Raw genomic sequence first — 26,500 nt, forward strand, 5'->3', positions numbered from 1 at the left:
CATGGCTAAAGAAAAAATTATTTTAGGAATTGATCCAGGAACAACAATTATGGGTTTCGGACTCATAAAAGTTGTAGGAAAGACAATGACCTTTCTTCAACTCAATGAATTGGATCTAAAAAAATACAGTGATCATTATCTTAAATTGAAACTCATTTTTGAACGCACCATTGAATTGATCGATACGCATCATCCTGATGAAATTGCCATTGAAGCACCTTTTTTTGGAAAGAATGTGCAAAGTATGCTCAAACTAGGAAGAGCGCAAGGGGTTGCCATGGCAGCAGGTTTGTCTCGTGAAGTTCCTATTACAGAATATTCGCCTAAAAAAATTAAAATGGCCATTACCGGAAGTGGAAATGCCAGTAAGGAACAAGTGGCTAAAATGTTGCAGAGCTTATTAGGATTAAAAACATTACCTAAAAATTTAGATTCTATGGATGGATTGGCTGCTGCTGTTTGTCATTTTTATAACGAAGGTCGAATTGAAATTGGTAAAAGCTATTCAGGTTGGGCAAGTTTTGTGAAACAAAACGAGGATCGTGTGAAAAAGTAGTATGTGGTAAACCGTTAAGTCTTAAAGTTGTGGAGTCGCTGATTTTTAATTTTCTTTTGATGTAGAATCTATTTGGCTCGTTATTTAGAAAAATAACTCTATTAATTCATTTAAAACTAGGAATTAGCTATCATTTTTTTAATCTTCGTCAAAACTCTAAATAAATCAAAATGAAAAAAATTATTAATCTATTATTTATTTCAGCACTTATTTCCTTGTCTGGATGTTCTTCGTCAGACGATGGTAATGAACAACAACAACTATCTACAGAAAATTCTTTTACTGTTACAATTGACGGTACGCTCTATACATTCGATACGTTTTTTGCTACAAAAACCTTCGATAACTATGAAGTACTTGGTTTTAATGGTAATAACGAAAACTTCTTTATACGATTCAATAAAAATGGTGTTTTAGATCGTGCTAATTTTTACATTTTAGATGGAACATTAGACAATAATTTTAATTCGGCATTTTACAATCCAGATTTCAGTCTTTCAAATTTAACGATCGATTTATCTCAAAATGTGGTGAGCGCTAATTTTAGTGGTAATGTATATGAAGATGATTTAGATGTTATAAATAGTGAGGTTAGAGCTGTACAAAGTGGAAGTTTTAATTTAGTATTTGTAGAAAATCAATTAGATCCGTTGTTAAATGAATTTACTGATGCCACAATTAATGGCACTTTATTCGAATCTGTAAAGCATGGTACATCTGGCGGATTTGGAGGAAACACAGTATATGAGCTTTTCGGAATTTCCGATGACACGCTTACGCTTTCTGTTGTTGTTGATGCTAACGCGCTTCAAGAAGGGACTTATAACTTTACAACAGATGCTTCTGTGAACAGAATAAATGTTGAGTACGTTAATCCGTTTGATGAAGTTAATGATTACGAAGATTTAAGCGTTTCTGGAACTTTAGTCATTGATGCCGTAATTGAAGGTTCTACCTTTGATATTATACAAGGTAGTTTTACAGCTACAGCAACTAGTGATGGAGGAGAAGTTTATACCATTGAAAACGGAACATTTAATCTCAGTATCTAGAAATTATTAAAATAAAATTAATATCATTGAAAGACTTCTTATTTTAAGGAGTCTTTTTAGTTCACTATGTCAGGTATTTACATCCACATCCCATTTTGCAAACAAGCTTGTCACTATTGCGATTTTCACTTTTCTACCAGTTTAAAGAAAAGAGATGACATGGTTTATGCCTTGGCTCAAGAATTACAACTTCGTAAAGATGAATTTAAAAATACAACTGTCGAAACCATTTATTTTGGAGGAGGCACACCGAGTTTATTAACCATTAAAGAGCTACAGTTTTTAATAGCAACGATTTACACGAATTATCAAGTAGCTTCAAATCCGGAAATTACACTGGAGGCCAATCCTGATGATTTATTAAAAGCAGGAATCCATAACGATAATGTCCCACTGAGCGCAGTCGAAGTGTCTAATAGGTCAATTTTCAAAGCGTATAAAGCTATTGGCATCAATCGATTATCAATTGGAATCCAATCGTTTTTCGAAAATGACCTCAAACTCATGAATCGTGCACATAATGCTGAAGAAGCAAAAGAATGTTTGTCTGAAGCCATTAAGTATTTCGATAATATTTCAGTGGATTTAATATATGGCATTCCAGGTTTAACACATGAGCGATGGAAGCAAAATATTGAAACAGCCCTGTCATTTAAAATTCCGCACATTTCAAGTTATGCATTAACTGTTGAGCCAAAAACAGCGTTATACAGCTTCATAAAAAAAGGGCTTATCGATAATGTTGATGACGAGCAGGCACATGAACAATTTCACATATTAAAAGACACTTTAGAAGCTTCAGATTTTATCCATTATGAATTATCTAACTTCGGAAAAGAAAACTATTTCAGCAAGAATAATTCAGCCTATTGGCAAAGAAAATCGTATATCGGCATTGGTCCTTCGGCACATTCATTTAATGGGACAGAACGAGGATGGAATATACGTAACAATTCAAAATACATCAATGCCATTCAAAGTAATATACTTCCGATAGAAACAGAAATGCTAACCAAAACCGATCAGTATAATGAATATGTCATGACTGGTTTACGAACCATTTGGGGCGTTTCGTTTGATAAAGTTGAACATGACTTCGGAACAGTTTTTAAAGACTACTTAATTGAACAATCCAAAATTTTTATAAATCAACATTTATTGTATATTGATGATGAGCATTTACGAGTCACTAAAAAAGGACAATTTTTAAGTGATGGTATTGCTTCTCAACTTTTTAAAATTAATTTATAGTGCTTACAACCATTCAATATAATTCTAGAAAACTACAAATAGATTTATCAAAACCTTTGGATATCTCAATTCCGATGCGAGCGTCAAAAAAAAACGTGAATGCATGGTATATTGATGAGCCAAAAATAGAGGCAGTTAAACTAGACGATTGGGTTGGTCGTGTTGCTGAAGGCGCAGATGTAAATTTCAACAACATTCAATTTAATCCGCATGCACATGGAACGCATACCGAATGTGTTGGTCATATCACTGAAGAATTTCATTCGGTTAACAAAAACCTAAAACAGTTTTTTTTCTTAGCCGAAGTGGTGTCGGTTGCTCCAGAGCCAGAAGGTGATGATACTGTCATATCAAAAACACAGTTGCAATTTGCTTTAGGAAATAAAAAACGTGATGCTATTGTGATTCGAACCTTACCCAATATGAAAGATAAATTGACTAAGCACTATTCAAAAACCAATTGGACCTATTTAAAGGAAGATGCTGTTGCTTATTTGGTAAGTAAAGGCATTAAACATTTGTTGATTGATTTGCCAAGTGTTGATAAAGAAGACGATGGAGGCGAATTAAAAGCACATAAAGCATTTTGGAATTTTGATGGGAAACTTCGGAAGGATTGTACGATAACAGAGTTTATCTATGTTCCAAATAAAGTTGATGATGGTGAATATCTGCTGAATTTGCAAATTGCACCTTTTGAAAATGATGCTACGCCAAGTAAACCTGTTTTGTTTAAAGTATTAGAATAAATTAAAAAGAATCTGTCATTTCGAGCTTGTCGAGAAATCTATTATGACAGATATAAATTACAATATGGAAACATTTTTTATCATCATCATAAGTATTTTAGTCACTTTAGCGATTGTGACTTTGGTAAAACAATTTAGAATAAAAAAACGCACCAATTCGCAGTCTGTAATCTTATTAGATAAGATTAAAAAAGTATGTAAGTTTATTACTGTTGAAGGTGATTTTGCTGAGATTTATCATTATGAAGATGTCAAAGAACGCTATCTTAAACTCATCACAAGTCGAAAAAAAGCACTGGTAGTTATTAACGCCAAAGCACATGTTGGATTTGACTTGTCTAAAATTAAGTTAGATTCTGATGTGAAAACCAAAACTGTTACCCTATTTCATTTTCCACAACCAGAAGTGTTATCGATTGAAACTGACCTAAATTATTACGATAAAAAGGATGGTATGTTCAATAAATTTGAAGCATCCGATTTAACCGAATTACATAATGAGGCTAAAAATCATATCATGAACAAAGTCCCAGAAAGCGGTTTATATGAAATAGCAAAAAAAGAAGCCTTAGAATCGGTATTACTTATTGAAAATATAGTTGAAACCATTGGTTGGAAGCTGGATTATTCAGCATTAAAAATTGAAGATAAAAGTAATAAGCTTTTAAAATGAACATCGAAGACTATAGAAATTACTGCATGAATAAAAAAGCAGTAACCGAACATTTCCCTTTTGATAATGATACCTTAGTTTTTAAAGTTTTAGGTAAAATGTTCGCCTTAGTCTCCTTAAAAAAATGGGAAGCAGGCGAGGCTTTTATCAATTTAAAATGCGATCCAGAATACGCACAAGAACTTAGAGCTGAATACGACAGTATCAAACCTGGTTACCACATGCATAAACAACAATGGAACAGCGTTTATGTGCATACAGGAGAACTTCAAACAACACTTATTCTAAAACTTATCGACCATTCATATGATATGGTTGTTAAAGGTATGTCAAAAAAAATGCGCCAGGAATTGGAGTGATTTTCCATTCGTCTACACTTTTATGCATTACAACTACCATAATTTTAATCCTATAGAATATTTAAATTTTCATGAATAGATAGCCATAGTTTTGTCTCAGGATTAATTAAGAGCGTAATCATGAAATCATTAAACCAATTTAAAAACTTATTGACATCATCATTTGAAAAGAAAACACACCTTGCCGAAATTAATACAAAAGAGAAGGATATGGATTCTGAAAACAGTTTTCAAAAACAACTGCTAGATACAAGTTTAAGAAGACTGGAATTTATTAATTATTTTGAAACTGCAATTGATAAAAATAATCAAGATAAATTTTCATTGGGATTTCTGTTAGAGCTAGAGAATATGAAATATACACTTCAATTAAAAGCACTAGATTTAATACATTCTGCATAAACACCAATTACCATTCGTCTACACATAAACGTCATTCGTCTACAGTTAATTCAGGTTAAACGAAATTTAATGTCCATCCTTCATATTTAGCTTATTTTTCTATAATAAATTAGGAAAACATACCCTCTCATGAGTAACCTTTTAAAAATTCTATTAATAGAAGATGATGCCATTGAAGTCATGAAACTCAATAGAGCTATCACATCATTGGAATTAAAACACCAGATTATTGAAGCAAATAATGGTGAAGAGGCTTTAGAAATTTTAAAGAAAAAAGAGATACTTCCAGACATTATTTTGTTAGATTTAAACATGCCTAAAATAAATGGAATTGAATTTTTAGGGATATTAAAAGAAGATGACACTTTAAAATATATACCAACGATTATTTTGACAACATCTAATAATCAAAAAGATTTATTATCATGTTATAAAATTGGTGTTGCTGGTTATGTTTTAAAGCCTTTAAAATACGAAGAATACGTTTCAAAAATCGAAAGCCTATTATCGTATTGGAGTATCAACGAATTAATTAAAGTATAGCACAAGAATGAAAGGAATTGTTTTTACAGAATTTTTAGAGCTCGTAGAAGATAAGTTTGGGTTAGAAATGGTAGATCATATTATTTCAAGTTCAGAATTAGAGTCTGAAGGTATTTACACTTCAGTTGGAACTTACAGTTTTTCAGAAATGTTGCAGTTATTACAACATTTAAGCGCCAGAACAGAGATATCCATTGATAATTTATTACTAGTCTATGCAGAACATTTTTTCAGTGTTATCGAAGATAGTTATCCTGGTCTTTTAGCAACTTATAAGGACCCAATCGAAATGATTTCTTCTATTGAAAATCATATCCATGTTGAAGTGAGAAAAATATATCCTGACGCAGAGTTACCAGCTTTTGAAGTTGTCGAAAAAACCGACAATTCGCTTGTGATGATTTATAAATCTAGTCGAGCAATGCATCATTTTGGTCTAGGACTGATGAATAAAACATTTGAACATTTCAACTCTACCGCAACCATAGATTTAGAAAAGATAAAAGAAGACGGTACAGAAGTTAGGTTTATCATACATAAGAATTAATGAGTCAAGATCAGCTTGACATACTGCAACGTGCTTTGGAGCGCGAAAAAAAGGCGAGGAAGGCTGCCGAAAGAATTCTTGAAGAGAAATCTCGGGAACTGTTTCAAACGTCGCAACAAATCGAACAACTTTTACAAGAAAAATCTTCTCAATTACAAGGAATATTCGAAAACATTGTGGATGCTTATGTCGTGATGGATCTAGATGGAAATATACTTAAATTTAATGAAGCGGCAACTACATTGTTTGGTTATGATTTAGACATAGAATCTGTAAATGTTATGAATCTTATACATAAAGACGATTATCAATACGCAATGTCTTCTTTTCTGGATTTGCAAACAAATGGCCTTTTTAAAAACTATGAAACTAGAGTATGCACAAAATCTGGAGAAGTCAAATGGGTGCATGTTAACGGAAGTCTTGTTTTAGATAATACCAATACACCTATTGCTGCTCAAGGTATTGTTCGTGATATTACAGATCAAAAAACCTCAAAAGAAAAGCTTATTGAATCTGAAAACAGATTAGCAGCACTTGTTTTAAATCTCGATAGTGGTATTGTATTAGAAGATGAAAATCGAAAAATAGTCTTGACCAATAAAAAATTCTGTGAACTTTTTAATCTTAGCGCGCAACCTGAAGATTTAATAGGTATGGATTGCATTGCAGCATCAGAACAAAACAAACTATTATTTAAAAATCCAAAAGCTTTCTTAGAACGAATGAAAGAAATAAATCTGGATAAAAAACCTGTAGTAGGTGATGAGTTAGAAATGCTTGATGGTAAAATATTAGAGCGCGATTATATGCCAATTACTATTGGAGAAAAATCTAAGGGTTTCCTTTGGACTTTTACAGACGTCACCTTAAAAAGGACTTATAGAAAAAGTTTAGAAGCACAAAAACAAAAATATTACAGCATTATTGCTAACATGCACTTAGGTTTGGTTGAAGTTAATAATGAGGATGAAATCCTGATGATTAATCAAAGCTTCTCTGAGATGTCTGGTTATACGCAGGATGAGGTCATTGGTAAAAAAGGAAGTGAATTATTTCCTGTTGAAGGTGGTTCTGAAATTATCTCCCAAGAAAATGAAAATAGGAAACAAGGAAAATCGAATTCTTATGAGATTAAAGTTAAAACCAAACAAGGTGAGATTCGATATTGGTTAATAAGTGGAGCACCAAACTATAACCTGAAAGGAGAAGTTGTTGGGTCTATAGGTATTCATTTAGACATAACAGATTTAAAAACCTTAGAGTTTCAAAAAGAATCATTGCTTTTAGAACTTGAAAAAAGTAACAACGAACTTCAAGAATATGCACACATCGTTTCTCATGATTTAAAATCTCCTTTACGAAGTATAGATGCACTTGTAACCTGGATAAAAGAAGATAATAAGGGCAAACTGGATGATGTTAGTTTGCAAAACTTCACTCATATTGAAGGAACTTTAGAAAAAATGGAATTACTAATTTCAGATATTTTAAATTATTCAAGTATTGGTGCTTTTCAGATTGAAAAAGTTGAAGTTAATACAGACCTATTAGTAAAAGAGATAATCAAAATTATATATGTACCTGAACATATTTCTATTGCTATAAATAAAACATTGCCAACTTTGAAAGGCGACAAAGTTAAACTTCAACAATTGTTTCAAAACCTTATAAGCAACGCAATTAAATTCATAAATAAACCTGAAGGTGAAATTGTTATAGACGTGACATCTAAAGACGGTTTTTATGAATTCTCAATTTCAGATAATGGCATAGGTATTGAAAAACAATTTCATGATAAAATTTTTAAAATTTTTCATGCACTAAATAAAAGTAAAGACTCAACAGGTATTGGTTTATCAATTGTGAAAAAAATTATTGACCAGCACGAAGGAAAAATTTGGTTAGAAAGCGAATTAAATAAGGGGACAACGTTCTTTTTTACATTAAAAAAATAACAATGAAAACAGTACAGTTAGTTAAACAAAAACATAAGAATAACCAGTGGACATACGTTGGTCAAAATCAAAAATTAAAAGAACCGTTAGTTCTCGTATTTGGAAACAGGTATATGTTAGAAGAGGATTCTGTATATGAAGAAATAAGAAAATTGTTTCCAGATGGTCATATCATATTTGGTTCTGCCTGTGCGGAAATTTCATTAAATACAGTAAACGAAGAGAGTATTACGATAACAGCAATAGAATTTGAAAAAAGTAATTTTTTAATTAAAACGAGTAATGTTTTAAATTCAGATTTAGATAGTTTTAAAACGGGAAATGAACTTATTCAACAATTTCCAGAAGAAGGTTTGAAGTATGTATTCGTGGTGTCTGAAGGGAGTTTTATTAATGGAAGTCAGCTTACCAAAGGCATGAATACTTCTACCCAAAATAATTTATTAATTACGGGAGGATTGTGTGGAGATGATGCACGTTTTGAAAAAACTCTAGCTTCGTACAATGAAAACCCAAAGGAGGGAGAAATTGTAGCTATTGGATTTTATGGTGAAACTTTAGAGGTGTCGTTTTCAATTCATGGTGGCTGGACACCTTTTGGCCCAGAACGAATCGTTACAAAATCAAAAGATAATACATTGTATGAGTTAGATGGTCAACCTGCTTTAGATTTATATAAAACCTATTTAGGCGATAAAGCGAGAGATTTACCTGGTACAGCTTTGCTATATCCATTAAATGTGACTTCAACTGAAGAAAAACAATCTATAGTGCGGTCGATTTTGAATATTAATGAAGAAGATAATGCTGTAATACTAGCTGGAGATATTCCTGTTAACTCAAAAGTGCAATTAATGATGACTAATGTCGATAATATTGCTAATGCTTCAGAACAAGCAGCAAGACAAGCATTAGAATTCAGAAAAAACAAACCTGAAATCGCCTTTTTAGTCAGTTGCATTGGTAGAAAATTAGTTTTAGATCAAAGAGTAGAAGAAGAAATAGAAGAAGTGATAGAGGTTTTAGGTAATAATACAGTTACATGCGGTTTTTATTCATACGGAGAAATAGCTCCTTTCCATGGTGAAGTAGCCTGTCAATTACACAACCAGACGATGACCATAACATTAATGAGTGAATAATGAATTCTTTGCTAAAACGACAAATTCGTAAATATTTAAGTGATGAATTAAAGCACAATGAGTCTTTGAAAGATTTTATTAATGCTGTTGATAGTTCATACGACAATTTTGACGAGCAGTCGGCAATGATTCAAAGAGCAATGTCTATTAGTTCAGACGAATTATTTACTGCTAATAGACAATTACAAAAAGAAGCTAGCGAGCAAAAGCAATTAATTGATAAGCTAAAAAACGTTATTAATACACTTAAGTTTTATGACCTTAAGGAAGGCAATGCAATAGAAAATCTGGATTTAAGTGGTTCGAAACTGGTTGATTTTATTGATAATCAAACCAAAGAAATTGTTGAAATAAATAAGCAAAAGGAATCTCTTTTAAATGAATTAGCGCATCAAAACCAAGAACTTAGTGATTATGCGCATATGGTATCACACGATTTAAAATCTCCATTACGAAGCATAGACACTTTGACAGCCTGGTTAAAGGAGGATTATCATGATAAATTAGATGAAAATGGTAAAAACAGTATCAAACTTATAAGAAACAATGTTGAAAAAATGGATACCCTAATTAATGGTATTCTAGAGTACTCTACCATTGGGAAAAATCAGATTGAAATTTATGATGTCCATATTAATACGCTTATAGATAATATTCTTAAGATTATTCAGGTTCCAGAACATATCAAAATTATTAAACAGAACTTACCTATTATAAAAGGCGATAAATACAGACTGCAACAATTGTTTCAGAATTTAATTGATAATGCCATCTCCTACAATGATAAAGAGAAGGGGCTTATTGAAATTGGTGTCCAAGATTCTGGAGATTTTTGGCAGTTTTATGTTAAAGATAATGGCAAAGGAATTCCAGAGGTTTATTTTGAAAAGATTTTTAAAACCTTTGAAAAATTAGAAAGTGGAGATCAATCAACAGGTATTGGATTATCAATAGTAAGAAAAATAGTTGAGCTTTATGGTGGTCAAATTTGGGTAACATCTAAAGTCAATGATGGTACTACCTTTCATTTTACACTCAAAAAATAATTATGGAACAACCTAATTTGTCTTATATACATAGCATGTCCGGTGGTGATAAAGCTTTTGAACAAAAGTTAATCAATATTATTAAAGTAGAATTTCCAGAAGAAAAACAAATCTATTTTGATAACATAACTGCTGAAAACTATAAACTTACTGCTGAGAATGTTCATAAACTTAAACATAAAATTAGTATTTTAGGCCTTGAGAAAAGTTATGAGATTGCAGTAGCGTTCGAAAATAATTTGCTTGAGGGTGAAACAACACTGCGAGACGAATTTGAATCTATTTTAACCATCATGACTAATTATTTACAACAGTTATAATTAGGTATAAAATTTATGAATTGTATTATTATTGATGATGAGGCTACAGCTAGAGCAATCATTGGCCAATTGTGTTCTAATGTAGAAAGTTTAAATGTCTTAGAAGAATTTCCAAATGCAATTCAGGCTATTAAGTATTTAAATCAAAATGAAATTGATTTGATTTTCTTGGATATTCACATGCCAGATTTTACCGGGTTTGATTTCATTGAAACCTTAAAAAATCCACCAAAAATAATACTGACAACCTCTGATGCCAACTTTGCCATTCAAGCTTTTGAGTATGATTGTATTGTAGATTATCTCGTAAAGCCTATAACTCCTGAGCGTTTTCAAAAGGCCATTCAAAAAGCAGAATCTAAGACAAGTGTTTCCGCGTCATCCAATTCAGAAAAAGTTGAAACGACGTCTGGGAATGACTTATATGTAAACATTGACCGTAGACTTATTAAAATTGATATTCCAAGTATTTATTTAGTCGAAGCTAAAGGCGATTATATCCACGTTAAAACTGAGAATCAAAATTATACAGTGCATTCAACCTTGAAAAAGATTGAAGACAAATTACCTAATGATTTATTCTTAAAAGTCCACCGATCATTTATCATTAATGTTGATAAAATCATTGATATTGAAGATAATAGTGTCCTTATCAAAAAAGACGTTATCCCTGTTAGTCGCTCTAATCGACCAGAATTAATGAAACGTCTTAATTTACTTTAAAACCATTCGTCGATACTTAACTGTCAACCAACGAAGTAAATGTTCATCCAAGCGAAAAGAAGCGTTCAGTAAACTCATCGGTATTATATTTGTTTTCAGTAATCATAACAATTTTGTGATTAATAGCAAAAGTTTAGGCAAAGGAGACATCTTTTGCCTTTTCTGTTTTATACAAGGTTGTAAAAAGTTAGAAAAACCATTCATCTACACTTATTTGTCAGCCAACGTTCTAAGCTTTGTGTCAATCGAAAATCAATTAATACACTGCCCTAACAAGATATATTTGCCTCAGAATCTAAAAGATAAGATGATGAGTAAATTTTACACGATAAAAAATCTATTAATTGTATTGGGATATTTTTTGATAAGTTTAATCACAAATGCTCAAGATATTCCATTCAATTGTGATTACAACGCTTACTTATTTCAATTTAATGATGTGTACGCTATAGATTTAGCTTCAGGGAATTCATATCAAGTTGCGGCAGATGTAACAACAGGAAACATTAATGCAGCAGCTTATAATCCTGCTGACGGCTTTATTTGGGGATCTTTAACGTCTCCGGAAAAATCTATTGTTCGTATTGGTAAAAACTTTACAACAACAACGTTTTATATAGAAGAATTACCAACAAGTAACAGATATGTTGGTGACGTTAGTAGTGAAGGGATCTATTATCTTAAAGGCGGTGGGACAACGTATTACAAAATTGATCTTAATCCAGATTCTGAAAACTATATTCAACATCAGGCTACAGAAACTTTATCTCAAAACATAAATGTTCATGATTGGGCATTCAATGCTGTAGACGGCATGATGTATACAGTTGAGAAGAATTCTAACATATTATATCGTATCGATCCTTCAAATGGAAACGTTCAAGCTATCGGCGAAGTGCCAATCTTATCAGGATTAAGCTACACATATGGTGCAGTTTATTTTGATGCAGACGGTCGCTTTTATGTTTCAGCAAATCAAACAGGAACTATATATGTCATTCAAAGTGTTCAGAATTTAACTGTAAACGGAGGAATGAATTCTAATTTGTTCGCTTTCGGACCTTCAAGTTCAAGTAATGATGGAGCTCGTTGTCCAACAGCTCCTGTACTTCAGGAAATTTGCGATAATGGAATTGATGATGATGGTGACGGGCTTATTGATTGTGAAGATCCGTCATGTTCTGGTTTTGGCGATTGTGCAGTGATTGTTCCACCAACTTCAGGAGGAAACGCTGGAGGACTTGAAAGTAATAATAGACTTTCAGAACAAATTAATAAGCGAAACTTTAATCGCGCTAAAACAAGTTTTAAATTTGATATGAGTTCAGCAAGACGAATAGAGAAATCTAATAGTTATGCACAACGCAATGCGAACTCTTCATTTACTCTTGAAGATTTTATTCCTATCGAAACTATTAATGAAGATGAGGTTATTGAGTCAACACCTTCAGATTTATTGAGCATAACGAATGCTACAGATATATACGCCGTAGATTATCTCAAAAACGGCAGTCCGATAGCTTCAATATTGGCTTTAAAAACCGAGAATGGCGTTTACGAGCACACCAAATATATATGTGATAGATTATTAGGAGCAGAATTAATTTCGGTGTCAACTATAGATATTAATGAGCAGTCATTTATTAAATCAATTATAAAAAATGTAGATGGAACTTTTGAATTTGTTTTAAGCTTATCAGCAAAAGTGATTAATAACGATGAAAACTTTGCCATCGAGAGTCACTGGAATTTAGATCAGTACGAACAAGACGTGACATTTTATAACTTTCAGATTTGGTCAAACTCTATGGATGATTTATATCGTTTAGGAGAAGAAGTTCTTAACTTGATTAACATTGAAAAACCAATTTCAGATTATAACAACTCATCAGCACCAACCGTATTTGTTAGAAAAGGAAGATATACAAATGGTGCATTAGATTTACAAATTATTAATACAAATGCAACAGATAATGTAACCTTTGATGCTGGTTTCAGAATAACAGAAACGAGTGAATTTGATAACATGAGTTCTACAATTGATTTGAATTCCAACTACATTACAAACCTTCAAGTAGAAACTGGTAACCTTTTTGATGTCGGATTCAGAATTGGCGATGGCATAGCAACACCAGATGATTTATTTATGTCTGATGGTCCATGGGGAATTGATGATTCGCAAGCGGGTACAACAGTATCGACATATGACGTACTACCAAATGTTTTTAATTTTGAAACCGATGAATTTCCTGTTGAACGTAACGTGCAATTACATGCAAGTACAAATACCTATGTTGCTGCATACAGAGCGTTAACACCTAGGTTTAAGGCCGTAGATTTAACCTTTTTCAATAGTTTGAAATTTCAAGCTGAAGGCACAGGGACTTTAGAAATTACCTTAGTAAAACAAAGTATTTCTAGTTGGGAAAATCAATTTAAAACAACTATTGATTTATCATCTAACTTATTAGATTATGCATTGCCAATATCGAGTTTTACATCTGCAATTGGAGGTGAACTAGTATTAAACGATGTAGTTACAATCGTGTTTACCATGGTGTCTGAATCTGGAATGACAGAAACAAAAATGTTAACGTTAAATGATTTACGTTTTTCAAAGGAAGATGCGTTATCTGTTGTTAGTTCTAAATTGGAACAAAACCAAATGATAGCCTACCCAAATCCAATGACCTCTAAGACAACTATTCAGTTTACTACGAATAAAACGGAAACTGTTCAATTTGTAATATATGATCAATTAGGAAAAGTTGTGTTTCAAACCAATTATAGAACAACACCTGGGACCAATAAAATTCAATTAAACAAACAACTGTTTCGTTCAGGTCTATACATCGCCAAATTAATAAGTCAGCATAACCTTTATAATCCCCTAAAATTGATAGCTAGATAATCCCTATAGCTGATTACTTATTGCATCTTAGACAGGAGATTTGTAACTAAGGTGTTTTAAGGTAAAGGCAAAAGCTTACGCTTTTGCCTTTTTTTGATTTTAATTCATTTCCGAATTAATTATTCTAACATGTTCATATGAAAACTCAAATATGTGTTAGAATCCATAATTCAACTTCTTCTGAAGAGCGCCAATATTGGTTTCGTTTAGTTTTACTTGAAGCTGCTTTTACTGATTTTTTCAAACATTTTTCCAATTGAAATCTATTGCCTTCTGCTAATTCTATTTCAATTGGGTGTTTACTCGTGACATTAGTGATTTGTGCTAAATTTGAGAAGATCAATACTAATTTTCCTTCAGGTAAGAGCCTTTTTTTTGCAGCAATAAAGAAATCTAAGAATAAGGTCTTATTGTAATATATAGCCCTATCAATACTTTCTAAATCATGAGATTTAGGCATCCAAGGTGGATTAAATACAATTAATTCAGTTTGCTTTTCCCATTTACCAAATAGATGAGCAACATCCAGCTCAATTTTTCGAGAGAGCTTTGAAGTTCCCATAAATTCTTTTAATCCAAAAATGGCATTAGGATTAATATCAGTTGCATATACTTTTTGAAAGTTGTGTTGTACCATTTGTAAGGATAATACTCCACAACCAATACCAACTTCTATGGCAGACTTTTTCAGGCCTGTATAGCGTTTGAGCCAATTATCAAATAGTACTAAATGTTCAAAACGGGTAGGAAAATATGTGCCGTAATAAGGATGCATTTTATTGCGTAATACCGGAATCGAAACACCATTTTTATACCATTGCCAAGCACTATTTAATCCTTGAATTTGAGGAAAGGTTAGAAAGAAATGATTGTTTTCAGGATAAAACATTTTCAACCAGCCAATGCTCGGAGACTTCTTAGCACATAGTTTTTGATCAACAATTTCTAATAAAATTAAATTTGAGAGTTTATGATATTCAGCTCGATACGCATTCTGCTCAAGGTAAGATGTGTTTGGTAAGATTCGTTTTAGATACTGGTGTAAATCTTTTAGAAGTCTTATTCCGTCACTATAAAATTCTTTGATGTGTATGGGTTTTCCTTCTGTTAAACCTTTAATTGTAGAGCTCGTTTCAATTCCATGTTTTAAATAATTTAGTTTTTTAAATACGAGAATAGGCTCTGGTTTGTTGACTTGAATTTCAGTAATCATAGATTGGTTTCCTTTTTTGATAAGGTAGGCAATCCCATCTGTTTATTACTGTGATTTACAGATATCTATATATGATTGATAAAGTACGTGTCGTATCGACCTTATTTTCTAAATACTGGTCCGTCAAATAAACGCCATTTAAACCGTAAGCCAAGTTCAGTAAAGGTAAAACCAGAAGCTGTAGCTGAAGCGATATTACTATGTGTTCCATAGAGATTTAACATGCTGCGTTCTGAAAACTTATAACCTAACTTTCCCTGAAATCTGTATGTGGATTGCCTTTCATCATCTTCAATAAATTGTACACCAGTAGCAGCTGTTAATTCATAAAACCATTGTTTTGCTTTAGCTGTGTTTTCATCTTTAATGAGATTTAAAAATATTTCTCCTGCATTAAAACGTTCGGGACTAAAATAAATCGTTGGTACTTGATCCTTAAACGTGATGTATTGATAATTGAATCCAACTTTTAAAGATGGTTTTCGAAGTACGTTGTAATACAGCGATGTGAATAGTAAATTTCTATTGTTGCCATCATTTTGTGAGGTGTACATATATTGTGTAAACCAACCTAAGTTAAAGTTTGTACTCAAATTATAATTTGCATAATAGTTGTTTTGAATGATCTCACGATCTAACAAATCGGCATTAAAACTTTGCACTTCGCTTTTGTAACCAATATCTAAAGTTTGTAATTTAAATGGTTTGATATTAAATGACACATCGGTTAGTAATTGGGTGTAATCATTGTTTTCTGCTTTTGCTGAGGTTAATCCTGTTGTACCATTAAATGTTACATTATTTAGTAATTGATAAGATAGGCCTATTGAGAAATCATTAGAACTCGCACTATTCTTAGTGAATGTATTTGTAGTATTTCTATAATTATAATTACCTAATATTTTCAGTTTAGTCGATAATGGAAATGCGACCATAGTATTAAAATAATAAGCGTTGTTGTCGCCATTATCAAATGTATATGCAGCTCGTGAATCTAAAGTTGGAGAAAAATTAATGTTCAATTGGTTGATGAAATTAACAGCATCTTTTTGATTATCGTAAATGTTTAATGTTTGCTCTGCTGCTGAATACGCATCATCATAAAACCCTAAAGCTTTTAAAACATTGGCTTTTCCAAGGTTTCCATCAAAAGATGTACTATCGTTTACTAAGATTCTATTATAATCTTCAAGGCTCTTTTTAAAATTACTTTTGTAAACATTTAATGTTGCTCTTAAAGCTAATATCCAATTTTCATTTGACTCTTTTTCGATTAACATATTGATTACTTTTTCAGCTTGCTTATACTTTCTATTCCAAATTAAAGCTTGAACATGACGTTCTGTAGTTTGTTGAATTTGCTTCGCTTCGGTTTCAGATGTTAAACTATCATAAGCTTGTTGGCTAATTTGTAATGCCTTGATATCTTTTTCATTTAAATGCGACACCAAAGATAAACCGTTTAATGATTCTAATTGATTGTCATTATTTTCTCCTAATCTTTCATAAGTGGCCTTTGCATCATCTAACTTATTCCAAATCAAATACAGATTAGCAAGGTTTAATAAAGTTTCTTTGTCTTCTCCAAACAACTCTAAGTTTTTGGTTAATAATAATTCGGCTTTATCATAATTTTGTGTTTGCTGATTTTGATAAGCATAACCTAAATAGATATACTTTTTAGAAACCAGTGCATTTGGGTTTTCAGGTAAAACATCTAATGCTTTATTGACATAAGTTAAGGCAGTATCATATTCCTTTAAATTAGATAAGGTATTTGCATAACCTAATAGTGCAGGAAAGCTTTGAGGAGATTCAGTAACTAAATCTGAATAGTAGAATTTGGCAGCTTTAAACTTTGAGTTCCATAATAAGGATTCACCATAATTTAACTTCACTTCAAAATCGTTTGGGTAATCATTTAAAAGATTTGTAAATATTACATTAGCTGCTTCAGCATTACCATTTAACCCAATAGCTCTTCCGTAACATAACCGAGCTGTTTTATGTTCTGGATAGTCAGTTAATATCGTTTCAAAAAAAGTTTCCGCTTGCGCATATTGTCCAGTTTCTAAATAGGTAAATCCTTCTTGCATTTCTTGTGCATTACTCATAAAAAAGAGTAGTAAAAGCATACTTATAATTACTGATTTTAAAGTCTTCATATCTGTTAGATTTGTATAACTGCAAGTTACGGACGAATACCACTTCATTCATCTACAGCAAACTACCATCCGTCGAAATCAAAAGGGTATACAAGGAATATGTTAAGATATTAGCGTCAGATTTAAACACATAATCACTTAAAAATTACCATTATGGCTTTACAAATTTTAGAAGAAAACGGAACATTTCAATTACATGGAAGTTTAACTACAACAAACACCAAATCGTTTATTATACACTTTGAACATATTATCAAATCCATGAAAGATGTGACTGTAAATATTGATAAAGTTGATGTTATTGACCACAACGGAGTAGAAGCGCTTAAAGCTTTGATGCGTTTGGCTTTACATTCTAACCATATCTTTTCGGTTATTGGAAATGGATGTAAAGAGATTTATGATGATTATAAAAGTTCATTTGCTGCTTAAGAAGATAACATTTTAAAACACAATTGCTATGCAAGTTATTTCAATTATTAAAAACAAACAGTTGTCTCCAGAACAGTTATTTATGTTAAGTGTATTGGCTGTAAATGGAGGAAATTATTTGTACAATCTCATTTTAGGACGTGTTTTAGGTCCTGAACAATTTGCAGATGCAGCAGTGTTAATTACCTTTTTATTGGTTTTGTCATTTGTTGCCATGACGTTTCAATTGGTGACGGCAAAATTCTCTGTCGTTTTTGAAAAAAATATTTTCAATACTTTCATTTCCAGAATATATAAAAACGCTACAATTGTTGGTGTTGGTTTAGGTGTTTTAATCATAGTATTTTCAAATCAATTGCAGCAGGTTTTTCATACTTCAAGTACGACCATGTTTGTCATTTTTGGTATTGGTGTTCCACTATATTTTCTAATGAGTGTGAATCGGGGCATTTATCAAGGTCAAAAATCCTTTAAAAAGTTATCGGTTACTTATCAGGCTGAAATGTTAAGCAGATTAGGCATTACATTAGTATTACTGTTTTTGTTTACTGTTCAATCTTCAGTGGTTATAGCTATTGGAATATTAATCTCTTTCGGATTTGGATTAGTGCCATTTGAACTTAAAAATTTACGCTTCAAAACTTCGGTATCACTTGAAAGAGAACAATCAAAGCAAGTTCGAAATTTTTTCATCATTACAGCATTTTATGAACTGACACAAATCATTATAAACAATAGTGATATTCTATTAGTAAAACATTATTTTGAATCGTATGAAGCAGGCTTGTATGCATCTTTAGCTTTAATTGGTCGTATTGTTTATTTTATTGCCTGGATGTTTGTTATGTTATTATTACCAACAGTAGTTCAACTTAAAAAGGAAGGGAAGGCAACAGCTCCAGTCTTATTTAAATATGTTGGGTATATTGTTGTCATTGCATTGACTATTATTTTGGCCTGTGCTTTGTTCCCTGAAACAGCAATCACACTATTATTTGGGGAGCAATATTTAGCAATGGCACCATTACTATGGAAATATGCTTTGGCAACCGGAGTTTTTGCCATCTCAAACATTTTTGCGTATTACTATTTGTCTTTAGATCGGTATGTACCAGTAATTTTATCAGGTCTCTTCGGACTGCTTCAAATGGGATTGGTTATCTTCTTTCATGAGAGTTTAGAACAAGTCGTTCATATGCAAATTGTAGCCATGTTTATGCTATTACTATTTCAAATGATCTATTTCAGTTTTGATTCTAAATCGAAATCTTCATAAAGCTAAATCGCAAGCTTCTTTCCATTCATCTATAGTAAAAAGCATCCTGTCTACACTCGTCAATTTTACTCAGATTTATAGTGCAAATTTGTAGTATCAATTATAAAACACACATAAAAAATACGACCATGAAGTTAGCAATCGTTACAGCATATCCACCAAGTAAAGTCACTTTAAATGAATATGCTTTCCATTTAGTAAAACAGTTTAGACAAAAAGATACCGTTTCTGAAATTATACTCCTAACAGATAAAACTGAAGGCGCGAAAGATTTGGCGTTTACTGAAGATGGATGTAAAATAACAGTGAAAGAGTGTTGGTCATTTAACAGCTACACTAACCTTATCAAGGTCACAAAAGCAATTCATACTTCAAAACCAGATGCAGTGCTGTTTAACTTACAATTCATGAAATTTGGTGATAAAAAAATCGCTGCAGCTTTAGGTTTGATGTTACCGTTAGTTTGTAAATTGAAACGTGTTCCAAACATTGTATTATTACATAATATTTTAGAAGAAGTCGATTTAGGATCTGCTGGATTCACCACTAATAAATTTATGCAAAAAGTTTATGGATTTATAGGAACAAGCTTAACGAAATTAATTCTTCAAGCAGATACCGTTGCAGTAACCATGCATAAATATGTTAGCATTTTAGAAGAAAAATATAAGGCGAAGAATGTCCAGTTAATTCCACATGGAACGTTTGAAATTACTGAAGAACATCCCGATTATACCATACCTGAAGGACCATTACAAGTGATGACTTTTGGAAAGTTTGGAACTTACAAAAAAGTAGAAGCTATGATTGAAGCAGTAGAACTGGTTCGCGCGTCTTCAGGATTAGATTTAGAAGTTGTAATCGCAGGAACAGACAATCCAAATGTGCCAGGATATTTAGCTAAGGCTCAGGAAGATTATAAACATGTGCCTCAAGTTCGATTTACAGGTTATGTTGAAGAAGATGAGGTGCCAACATTGTTTAATGAAAGTGCGGTTGTTGTGTTTCCATATACATCTACAACAGGAAGCTCTGGCGTTTTGCATCAAGCAGGAAGTTACGGAAAAGCCGTTGTGATGCCAGATTTGGGAGATTTAGCGTTGTTGGTTAAAGATGAAGGTTATCAAGGTGAGTTTTTTGAGCCAACTTCAGTGGAAAGTTTAGCAACAGCAATCGAAGCTATTGTAACCAATGAAACTTATAGAATATCTTTAGGAAAAGCAAATTATAAAGCCGCTACTGCATTTCCTATGTCTAAAATTACAGATATGTATTTGAATGCATTTCAAACTATAATAACTAGTAAGGCAAAATTAGAATCGTCTATTGCTTAGTGATATATGTAAAGGATTCTTTTTCATTTCCTTTTTTATCAATAAACCCATAATGCTTTTGAGCATTTTTACGCCAAGGAAGTCTACCAACGACTTCCTTTGGTATTTCAGTAAAGTCGTATAATGTCCAAGACATATATTGCATATTTGTTTTTGCAATGATTTCTTGGGCTTTTTTGTAATAGTTGGCTTGGTCTTCTTCTGAACTCCCAAAAGGTTTCCAAAAGCCACTATAAGATGATATTCCAAATTCTCCCATCACTATAGGTTTGTTTGGGATTTCTCTTTTTAATGCATGGATTGAAGTTTCTAATTGGTTTACATCTTCATAATAATGAAAGCTTATAAAATCAACCTTGTCTTTAAGAATCGTAGCACTTTCTGTATTAGACCAACCTATGGTTACAGGATGAATGTTGTCAATAGATTTAACATGGTTAATCATGTTCTCAAGCCATGAGGTCACATTGTGTTGCCCTCTAGATTCAAAATCTAAATTAGGTTCATTTTTAATATCCCAAGCAAGAAGTGCACTGTGATGTTTTAAAGTAGACACTATGGTTTCAGCATGGCGCATATTAAGTGTCCAGTCCATAACTGAATAATCACCATAAAAATCAAAAAGAGTAATCATGACCTTCAATCCCGAAGCTTCAGCTAAATCTAAGGTGCGTTTTAGTTTTTCTAATTTCTTTGGATTAACATTTGCTTTGCCGAAATCTTCATATTGAACAAAAATCCGAACCATATTTAATCCAGCATTTTTAATGATGTTGAAATCTTTAGAAATAATTGCTTCAGAAAACGAATCGCCAAACATATCCCAAGGAGAATCTTGCGGATAATAATTAATGCCTTGAATGTCAAGATGTTTTGTGTTCAAGGCTAAAGCTACGTTTTCAGTTTCCTGAGTTGTTTCTTTCACCTGATGCCTGATGCGCCAAAATCCATCTTCTAACAAAAGTACAACTTTATAGGTTGAGGTTTCAGTGGTTTCTAACACAAGGGATTCATCTTTAAATACGCGTTTGTACTCCACAACATCATGGTCTGTGATGATAGCTAATTGTCCATCTTCACTAAAAAACTCTAGAGTTGGATGATGCTCTAAGGTTGTAGATTCAATGCTAATGTTTTCAGCAGTATTAGACGCAATAAATTCATACAGATTTTTACGTGCATTATCGGTATAAAAGTCTTTGATGCCTTCAGTTGTGTTGGTTTTATAGGCAATATGTTTTACGTACCATGCATCTAAATAATTGTTTTCAATTGCTTTTAGGTTTTCATTATCCATAAAACGACCTTCATTGGTCAGTGGTGACCAAACAACAGATGGTGAATATTGATCTATTTTCTTCAACTCTGTGTGAAGTATTGTACTTCTATCAGCTCCTGTATTTAGGTAACCCAACAAAGCACTAATTCCTGAAATTACTAAAGCAACAATCATGATATAGGAGGCTATTATTATAACGCGTAGTATATTCTTATTGAGGTTTACCATAGCGTTGTATTTTTAAATGTTTTTTCTAATCCAGCAGTTTGAATAACGATTGTATAATCATCGTTTTTTACAAGATCTGGTTTTAACTTAAATTGAGCATAACCATTTGCAGAGGTTGTTTTTATTGACTCAATAGTCGTGTTGTTTTTATAAATCTGAAGTTTTACAGATAAGCCATCTGGTATCATTTGATCCATAAAACTTTTCAAAGGACCAATAGTGATTACTCTATTATTTTCTGAAAATTGTACTTCAAAATCAGAAATTGCTTGTTTATAGTTTAGGCTTAAAATATTGCTTTGTGCCATTCCAATGACATAAGCTTGAATTTGCCAATGTGAACCATAATCTGGATGAATCATTTTGGCTGTAGCAATACCATTAATCGTGCTCCCGTAAGTTTTTAAGATGTTATTTTTTTCGTTAGATATACTAAAAGTTACAAAAGTGCCATCACTAACAATATTGTTGTCTTTATCTTTTAAAATTGACGTTTCAAATGTTGTAATTTGATTCCCATCGGCATACCCATGAGGCCGTTTTGCAGAAATTGAAAATCCTACCGGAATTGCGGGCATTACATTAATGGTAAATTCTTTTGAATTGATATTTAAACATTCGGAAGACACTAGCATTCGTCCGCTTTCTTTTTTAGAATAAATGTTTTTATAGGCGACTAAATGCTTGGTTTTTATCGTATCACTAATTTCAGTACTTAAAAACTGATGCTTGGTTTTAACGGTTGTGTCTTCTGGTAAAGGGTTGTCTAAAGCGTCGGTTGGTATAACCACCATCATGGTATAATCTGTTCCTCCAGCTTGTATACTTGGCGGACCAATATACGTTTCCATAGAGGCAACTTCTGGTTTGGCTTTAATGGTAAATTGTCCTGAAAGAGAGATGTTACCATGAATCAATTTCCAACTAACTATTCCTTTTTTTTGAGTTATATGTTTCGGAATAGAATAATTTAAAATACCTCCTTCTATATACGGTCGAATTAAAGTTGAACCATAACTATTTGTACAATACAACAAGGGTTCTACGCCTTCAGAATTTGAAAAACGTAATGTGATTTTATGCCCTGCAATAAATTCAGTTTGTACAGTTTGAAGCTCTATTTCTGAAGCCTTATCAGCTTGTTTGATAGCCGCAAAAGATGATAAGGATATCAATACAAGTAAAAATAAATATGCAGGTAGAACTCTCATTAGTTAGGATTGCCAATATAAGAATTAGTTTCTATTTTAATAAAGCTATAATTTGGATGTGAGACTGGTTGCAACTCTGAATTAGCGTGGTTATCTATTCGTTTAGAGATAATCTTCCTCGAAATTTGGTCGTTTGGAAGACCGTTGACATAAATATTATCCATAATATCATTAATGACATTAACCTTGCTTTCATTAAGAATGGCATATTCAAAATCTTGCTTTCGTTGTTGTCTAATGCCTTCTTTTACAAACAGGTGATCTACCCACAGTATGGTTTTATGTTCATCATAATATGTGATTAATAATTGCGGAATTGTAATTTCTTGTAATCCACTATTAAATAATTGTCCGTTAATTTCCTTTTCAGAAATCTCAATATTACTTAGTGTTAAGTTTTTAAATAAATCAGAACCTGAAACATTACCTGCGGCTTGTAAATTGAATTTTGTTGGTTGTTCTTCAAATTCTACAGGAGTAAATTCATCAGGATTAAATGTGTCTGGAATCGAGTCTTTCGTTCTAGACCAAGCAATACCTTCAAAATTAATTTTAAATGCAGTAGTTTCTTTTGGCATTAACTTATGCTTCATATGATACTTAGCATTATAACTAGCGAGTTCTTTATTGACGTCATTATAGAGTGTTCCTTTTAGCACGACATCTGCAGGAACATTATCTATATTTTGTATTTCTCCAACTATGGCATAGTGGTTTTCGTATTTAACTAATTTAGCGGAAAGCACTTCTAAAACAGGCTGTTTTAAAACATCTTCATGATGTGTTTGTTCTGTAGTGATACGTCTACGACCTTGATTATGATAACTGGTTGAATTAGCTGAATATAATTGGTCAGGTGGTAAATCTGTATTGAGTTGATCAGGTTCTAAATACCATTTGCCATTGAGTTTAGACAATATTTTGTAGTCTACTTTATTAATCTTTTCTAACGGTGTAATCCATTTTGTAATTACTTTTACAGTCGCCATGTTATTGGTTTGTGTAGTCACCATAGTTTCAATAGCATCAAGCTTTGCATAACTACTTAGTAAACCATCGGTAACAGAGACTTCAAGCATGTATTGGGAAATGGTCATGTTGCTATTTGGGTTTATCAAATTAAAAGCCGTCTCAAATTCTTTAAAATCTAATGCATCATAGTAGGCTATAATTGCATTTTCAGGATTGTGTTGCGAATCATTCTTGATGTAAAATTGATACATGGCCAAACAGACTAATAATGCAAGGACAAGAGACCAAATATGAGTAACTTTTAAAACTGTAGGCGAGAATTTTGAATAGTCATGTTTAAAGTTTAAAAACGCAGGTGATGCTTTAAATTTCGTTTTTAAAGCATTGATCCATAACATGTGTATGTTAAGAAGGAAGGCCAATAATACTGTTAATAATGGTATCGTACCCCAAAGTATCTTTTGCCATTTTGCAACATCATCTTTGGGTAAAATCGAAGAGACAGGCGGAATGTTTAAGCGTTCCCAAACCATGATTCCATTTTCTAATTGTCTTAAACGTTGCCAGCCGCAGAAATAAAGGATCGGGTCGTAAAATTTGTCATTAGAAAAAATATATTTAAGATTATATTTTTCAGGCCTTGTTAAAAATTGTTGCAAAGATCCAATTCCTGCAACGCCTTTAAATTTTGAATTCTCTAAACGTTCTATAGGTCTAGTTGTTAATTCTGGAAGTCGTCTTGCCGAATGATAATTTCCATCAACTGTCATTGCATTCGTTTGCGCACTTAACCAAGCCATTTGATCTCCAAAGCCTAAAGTTAGAAATCGCCATTGATCATGGTTATCTTGATTTAAGAAATTCACGATTGGGAGCATTTTAATTGTATCAGGTTGTGATGGCCTGAAATAACTAAGGCTCATTGTGAAAATGGTCATAAAAATAAATAAACCAGCAAGTATTCCGCCAATTATTCTATGATACACGGCACCAAATTTAGACTGAATTAAAGTTTTTAAATCACCTTGAACAAAACGATAAGCGAATTCACCCATAATAGGTAAAGCCATAATGGAAGCCCAAAGCGTAAAGCGATCGAGTGTTAAAATATTAAAAGCAGTTTCTCCAAGTATCGTTTTGGGGATGGCAGTTGTTCCTCCAGTTCCTAATATCGTCAATAAGGTGAATGATAATCCGAAAAACAAATAGCGTTTGCTATAATATCTGTAAAATAAATATGGTAATAGGATTAGTAAAATGCCCCAAGGAATGATAAAAAACACTAGTCCAGAAGACGTAATTTCTAAAAAGTTATCACGTGAACCATGCGGAATAGGAACCTGAGTAATAGGATTGTTTTTTGAATTAATCCAATACGGTAGTATACAGCCTATTATGATGATAAGAGATAATAGTCCAAAGCTTATAATACGTTTTAAAAGTTTGAGAAAACTTTGTATAAACACTCTAATGGTAACGGCTTTTATGGTGTCCACACTTTCACGAGATACATCCATAATTACCATGCCTATTAAAGGGAAAATAAAGAAAATCATTCCAAAAATTGGAGTCACATGATGTGATGTAACGGTTACAGCTATGAGGGATAAGGAGGTGGCTAAATACCAGTACTTACCTGTCTTTAGCCACAAATAAATTTCGGGTAAGGCATGCATTAAAACTGAAATACCTACAATACTAGGTAATTGACCAAAAAGATGAAGTGTTTCAACAAATGAAGAAGAAAATACAGCTAACAAGGCTGCGTAACCTGCAGTTGTTCTGTTTCCCGTGATTAATAAAGAGAAGCGATAAACACCTGTAATAAATAAAAGGATACTAATTATTGCAACAGTAAAAAGTCCAAACTTTAAACCACCAATCATAGACAGTAACGCAATAGATTGATGTACTAGTGGAGGATAACTCATCACTGTAAATCCAGTATACCATTTGTAGTTCCAAGGTTCAAACCAACTATTGGCATAATGGTCAGCGAAGAATAAATGAATTAGCGCATCATAAGTTGTTTCCAAAGTGAAAAAGATGGAACTTCCATGAAATGCTAAACCTAAAAGTAGAGCTACAATTAAATATTTATTCGTTGTTTCTTTCATTAGAAATAGTTGTCAATTTTGATAATGTAAAGATATATAAT

Annotated in this window: 23 protein-coding genes; 18 read left to right on the top strand and 5 right to left on the bottom strand. The window is 32.3% G+C overall.

Annotated features, from left to right (window positions below; translation table 11 throughout):
* The first annotated feature begins 1 nt into the window (after position 1).
* From ruvC to TD18_RS00945, 15 genes are all read left to right on the top strand, one after another.
* Positions 2–556: a crossover junction endodeoxyribonuclease RuvC gene (gene ruvC, locus TD18_RS00875; protein ID WP_040247231.1), complete on the top strand. Its 555-nt coding sequence runs from the start codon at positions 2–4 to the stop codon at positions 554–556.
* Positions 557–726: 170 nt separating this feature from the next.
* On the top strand, positions 727–1,608 hold the full coding sequence (locus tag TD18_RS00880) for a hypothetical protein (RefSeq protein WP_040247233.1): 882 nt from the start codon (positions 727–729) through the stop codon (positions 1,606–1,608).
* Between the two features lie 66 nt (positions 1,609–1,674).
* Positions 1,675–2,859, top strand: coding sequence for a radical SAM family heme chaperone HemW (hemW, locus tag TD18_RS00885; RefSeq protein ID WP_040247236.1), 1,185 nt, complete (start codon positions 1,675–1,677; stop codon positions 2,857–2,859).
* Positions 2,859–3,608, top strand: a complete 750-nt coding sequence (locus tag TD18_RS00890) for a cyclase family protein (protein ID WP_052460984.1) — start codon at positions 2,859–2,861, stop codon at positions 3,606–3,608. Before hemW ends, TD18_RS00890 begins: the two co-directional genes overlap by 1 nt.
* A gap of 64 nt (positions 3,609–3,672) precedes the next feature.
* Positions 3,673–4,281 (top strand): DUF4230 domain-containing protein, encoded by a 609-nt coding sequence (locus TD18_RS00895; RefSeq protein ID WP_040247909.1) that lies wholly within the window; start codon positions 3,673–3,675, stop codon positions 4,279–4,281.
* Complete coding sequence (locus TD18_RS00900; RefSeq protein WP_040247241.1) at positions 4,278–4,640, top strand: MmcQ/YjbR family DNA-binding protein; 363 nt, start codon at positions 4,278–4,280, stop codon at positions 4,638–4,640. The genes TD18_RS00895 and TD18_RS00900 overlap by 4 nt, the downstream gene beginning before the upstream one ends.
* A 120-nt stretch (positions 4,641–4,760) precedes the next feature.
* Positions 4,761–5,042: a hypothetical protein gene (locus tag TD18_RS00905; RefSeq protein WP_040247244.1), complete on the top strand. Its 282-nt coding sequence runs from the start codon at positions 4,761–4,763 to the stop codon at positions 5,040–5,042.
* A 129-nt stretch (positions 5,043–5,171) separates the two neighbouring features.
* A complete protein-coding gene (locus TD18_RS00910) occupies positions 5,172–5,585 on the top strand; it encodes a response regulator (protein WP_040247246.1) in 414 nt (137 codons plus the stop codon).
* Between the two features lie 7 nt (positions 5,586–5,592).
* The gene (locus TD18_RS00915) at positions 5,593–6,132 is read left to right on the top strand and encodes a heme NO-binding domain-containing protein (RefSeq protein WP_040247248.1); all 540 of its coding nucleotides are present in this window, start codon (positions 5,593–5,595) and stop codon (positions 6,130–6,132) included.
* Entirely contained in the window at positions 6,132–8,090 is a 1,959-nt protein-coding gene (locus TD18_RS00920; RefSeq protein WP_040247251.1) for a PAS domain-containing sensor histidine kinase, read from the top strand. The genes TD18_RS00915 and TD18_RS00920 overlap by 1 nt, the downstream gene beginning before the upstream one ends.
* A 2-nt stretch (positions 8,091–8,092) precedes the next feature.
* Positions 8,093–9,232 carry an FIST signal transduction protein gene (locus TD18_RS00925; RefSeq protein WP_040247253.1) on the top strand — a complete coding sequence of 380 codons (1,140 nt, stop codon included), beginning with the start codon at positions 8,093–8,095 and terminating at the stop codon, positions 9,230–9,232.
* Complete coding sequence (locus tag TD18_RS00930) at positions 9,232–10,278, top strand: sensor histidine kinase (RefSeq protein WP_040247256.1); 1,047 nt, start codon at positions 9,232–9,234, stop codon at positions 10,276–10,278. The genes TD18_RS00925 and TD18_RS00930 overlap by 1 nt, the downstream gene beginning before the upstream one ends.
* 2 nt (positions 10,279–10,280) lie before the next feature.
* Complete coding sequence (locus tag TD18_RS00935; protein ID WP_040247258.1) at positions 10,281–10,598, top strand: hypothetical protein; 318 nt, start codon at positions 10,281–10,283, stop codon at positions 10,596–10,598.
* Between the two features lie 15 nt (positions 10,599–10,613).
* On the top strand, positions 10,614–11,321 hold the full coding sequence (locus TD18_RS00940) for a LytR/AlgR family response regulator transcription factor (RefSeq protein WP_040247261.1): 708 nt from the start codon (positions 10,614–10,616) through the stop codon (positions 11,319–11,321).
* A gap of 307 nt (positions 11,322–11,628) precedes the next feature.
* Positions 11,629–14,232, top strand: a complete 2,604-nt coding sequence (locus tag TD18_RS00945; RefSeq protein ID WP_040247264.1) for a DUF6923 family protein — start codon at positions 11,629–11,631, stop codon at positions 14,230–14,232.
* Positions 14,233–14,377: 145 nt separating this feature from the next.
* On the opposite strand, the gene TD18_RS00950 is transcribed toward TD18_RS00945, so the two are convergent.
* Entirely contained in the window at positions 14,378–15,445 is a 1,068-nt protein-coding gene (locus TD18_RS00950; RefSeq protein ID WP_040247265.1) for a methyltransferase, read from the bottom strand.
* Positions 15,446–15,546: 101 nt separating this feature from the next.
* Complete coding sequence (locus TD18_RS00955) at positions 15,547–17,610, bottom strand: tetratricopeptide repeat protein (RefSeq protein ID WP_040247268.1); 2,064 nt, start codon at positions 17,608–17,610, stop codon at positions 15,547–15,549.
* Positions 17,611–17,763: 153 nt separating this feature from the next.
* Between TD18_RS00955 and TD18_RS00960 the strand changes: the two genes are divergently transcribed.
* From TD18_RS00960 to TD18_RS00970, 3 genes are all read left to right on the top strand, one after another.
* The gene (locus tag TD18_RS00960; protein WP_052460985.1) at positions 17,764–18,042 is read left to right on the top strand and encodes a hypothetical protein; all 279 of its coding nucleotides are present in this window, start codon (positions 17,764–17,766) and stop codon (positions 18,040–18,042) included.
* 28 nt (positions 18,043–18,070) lie between these two features.
* Positions 18,071–19,318 (top strand): oligosaccharide flippase family protein, encoded by a 1,248-nt coding sequence (locus TD18_RS00965; protein WP_040247270.1) that lies wholly within the window; start codon positions 18,071–18,073, stop codon positions 19,316–19,318.
* A 128-nt stretch (positions 19,319–19,446) separates the two neighbouring features.
* Complete coding sequence (locus TD18_RS00970; RefSeq protein WP_040247272.1) at positions 19,447–20,652, top strand: glycosyltransferase; 1,206 nt, start codon at positions 19,447–19,449, stop codon at positions 20,650–20,652.
* Here the strand turns inward: TD18_RS00970 and TD18_RS00975 are convergent.
* The 3 genes from TD18_RS00975 to TD18_RS00985 are packed head-to-tail and all read right to left on the bottom strand — an operon-like array spanning position 20,642 to position 26,459.
* Positions 20,642–22,159, bottom strand: coding sequence for a glycoside hydrolase family 2 TIM barrel-domain containing protein (locus tag TD18_RS00975; protein WP_040247275.1), 1,518 nt, complete (start codon positions 22,157–22,159; stop codon positions 20,642–20,644). The genes TD18_RS00970 and TD18_RS00975 overlap by 11 nt on opposite strands.
* The gene (locus tag TD18_RS00980; protein WP_040247277.1) at positions 22,153–23,370 is read right to left on the bottom strand and encodes a hypothetical protein; all 1,218 of its coding nucleotides are present in this window, start codon (positions 23,368–23,370) and stop codon (positions 22,153–22,155) included. The genes TD18_RS00975 and TD18_RS00980 overlap by 7 nt, the downstream gene beginning before the upstream one ends.
* Positions 23,370–26,459, bottom strand: a complete 3,090-nt coding sequence (locus tag TD18_RS00985) for a membrane protein (RefSeq protein WP_040247280.1) — start codon at positions 26,457–26,459, stop codon at positions 23,370–23,372. The genes TD18_RS00980 and TD18_RS00985 overlap by 1 nt, the downstream gene beginning before the upstream one ends.
* Positions 26,460–26,500: the final 41 nt, after the last annotated feature.

Origin of the sequence: Psychroserpens mesophilus, assembly GCF_000826645.1 — a bacterium.
Lineage (GTDB): Bacteria > Bacteroidota > Bacteroidia > Flavobacteriales > Flavobacteriaceae > Psychroserpens > Psychroserpens mesophilus.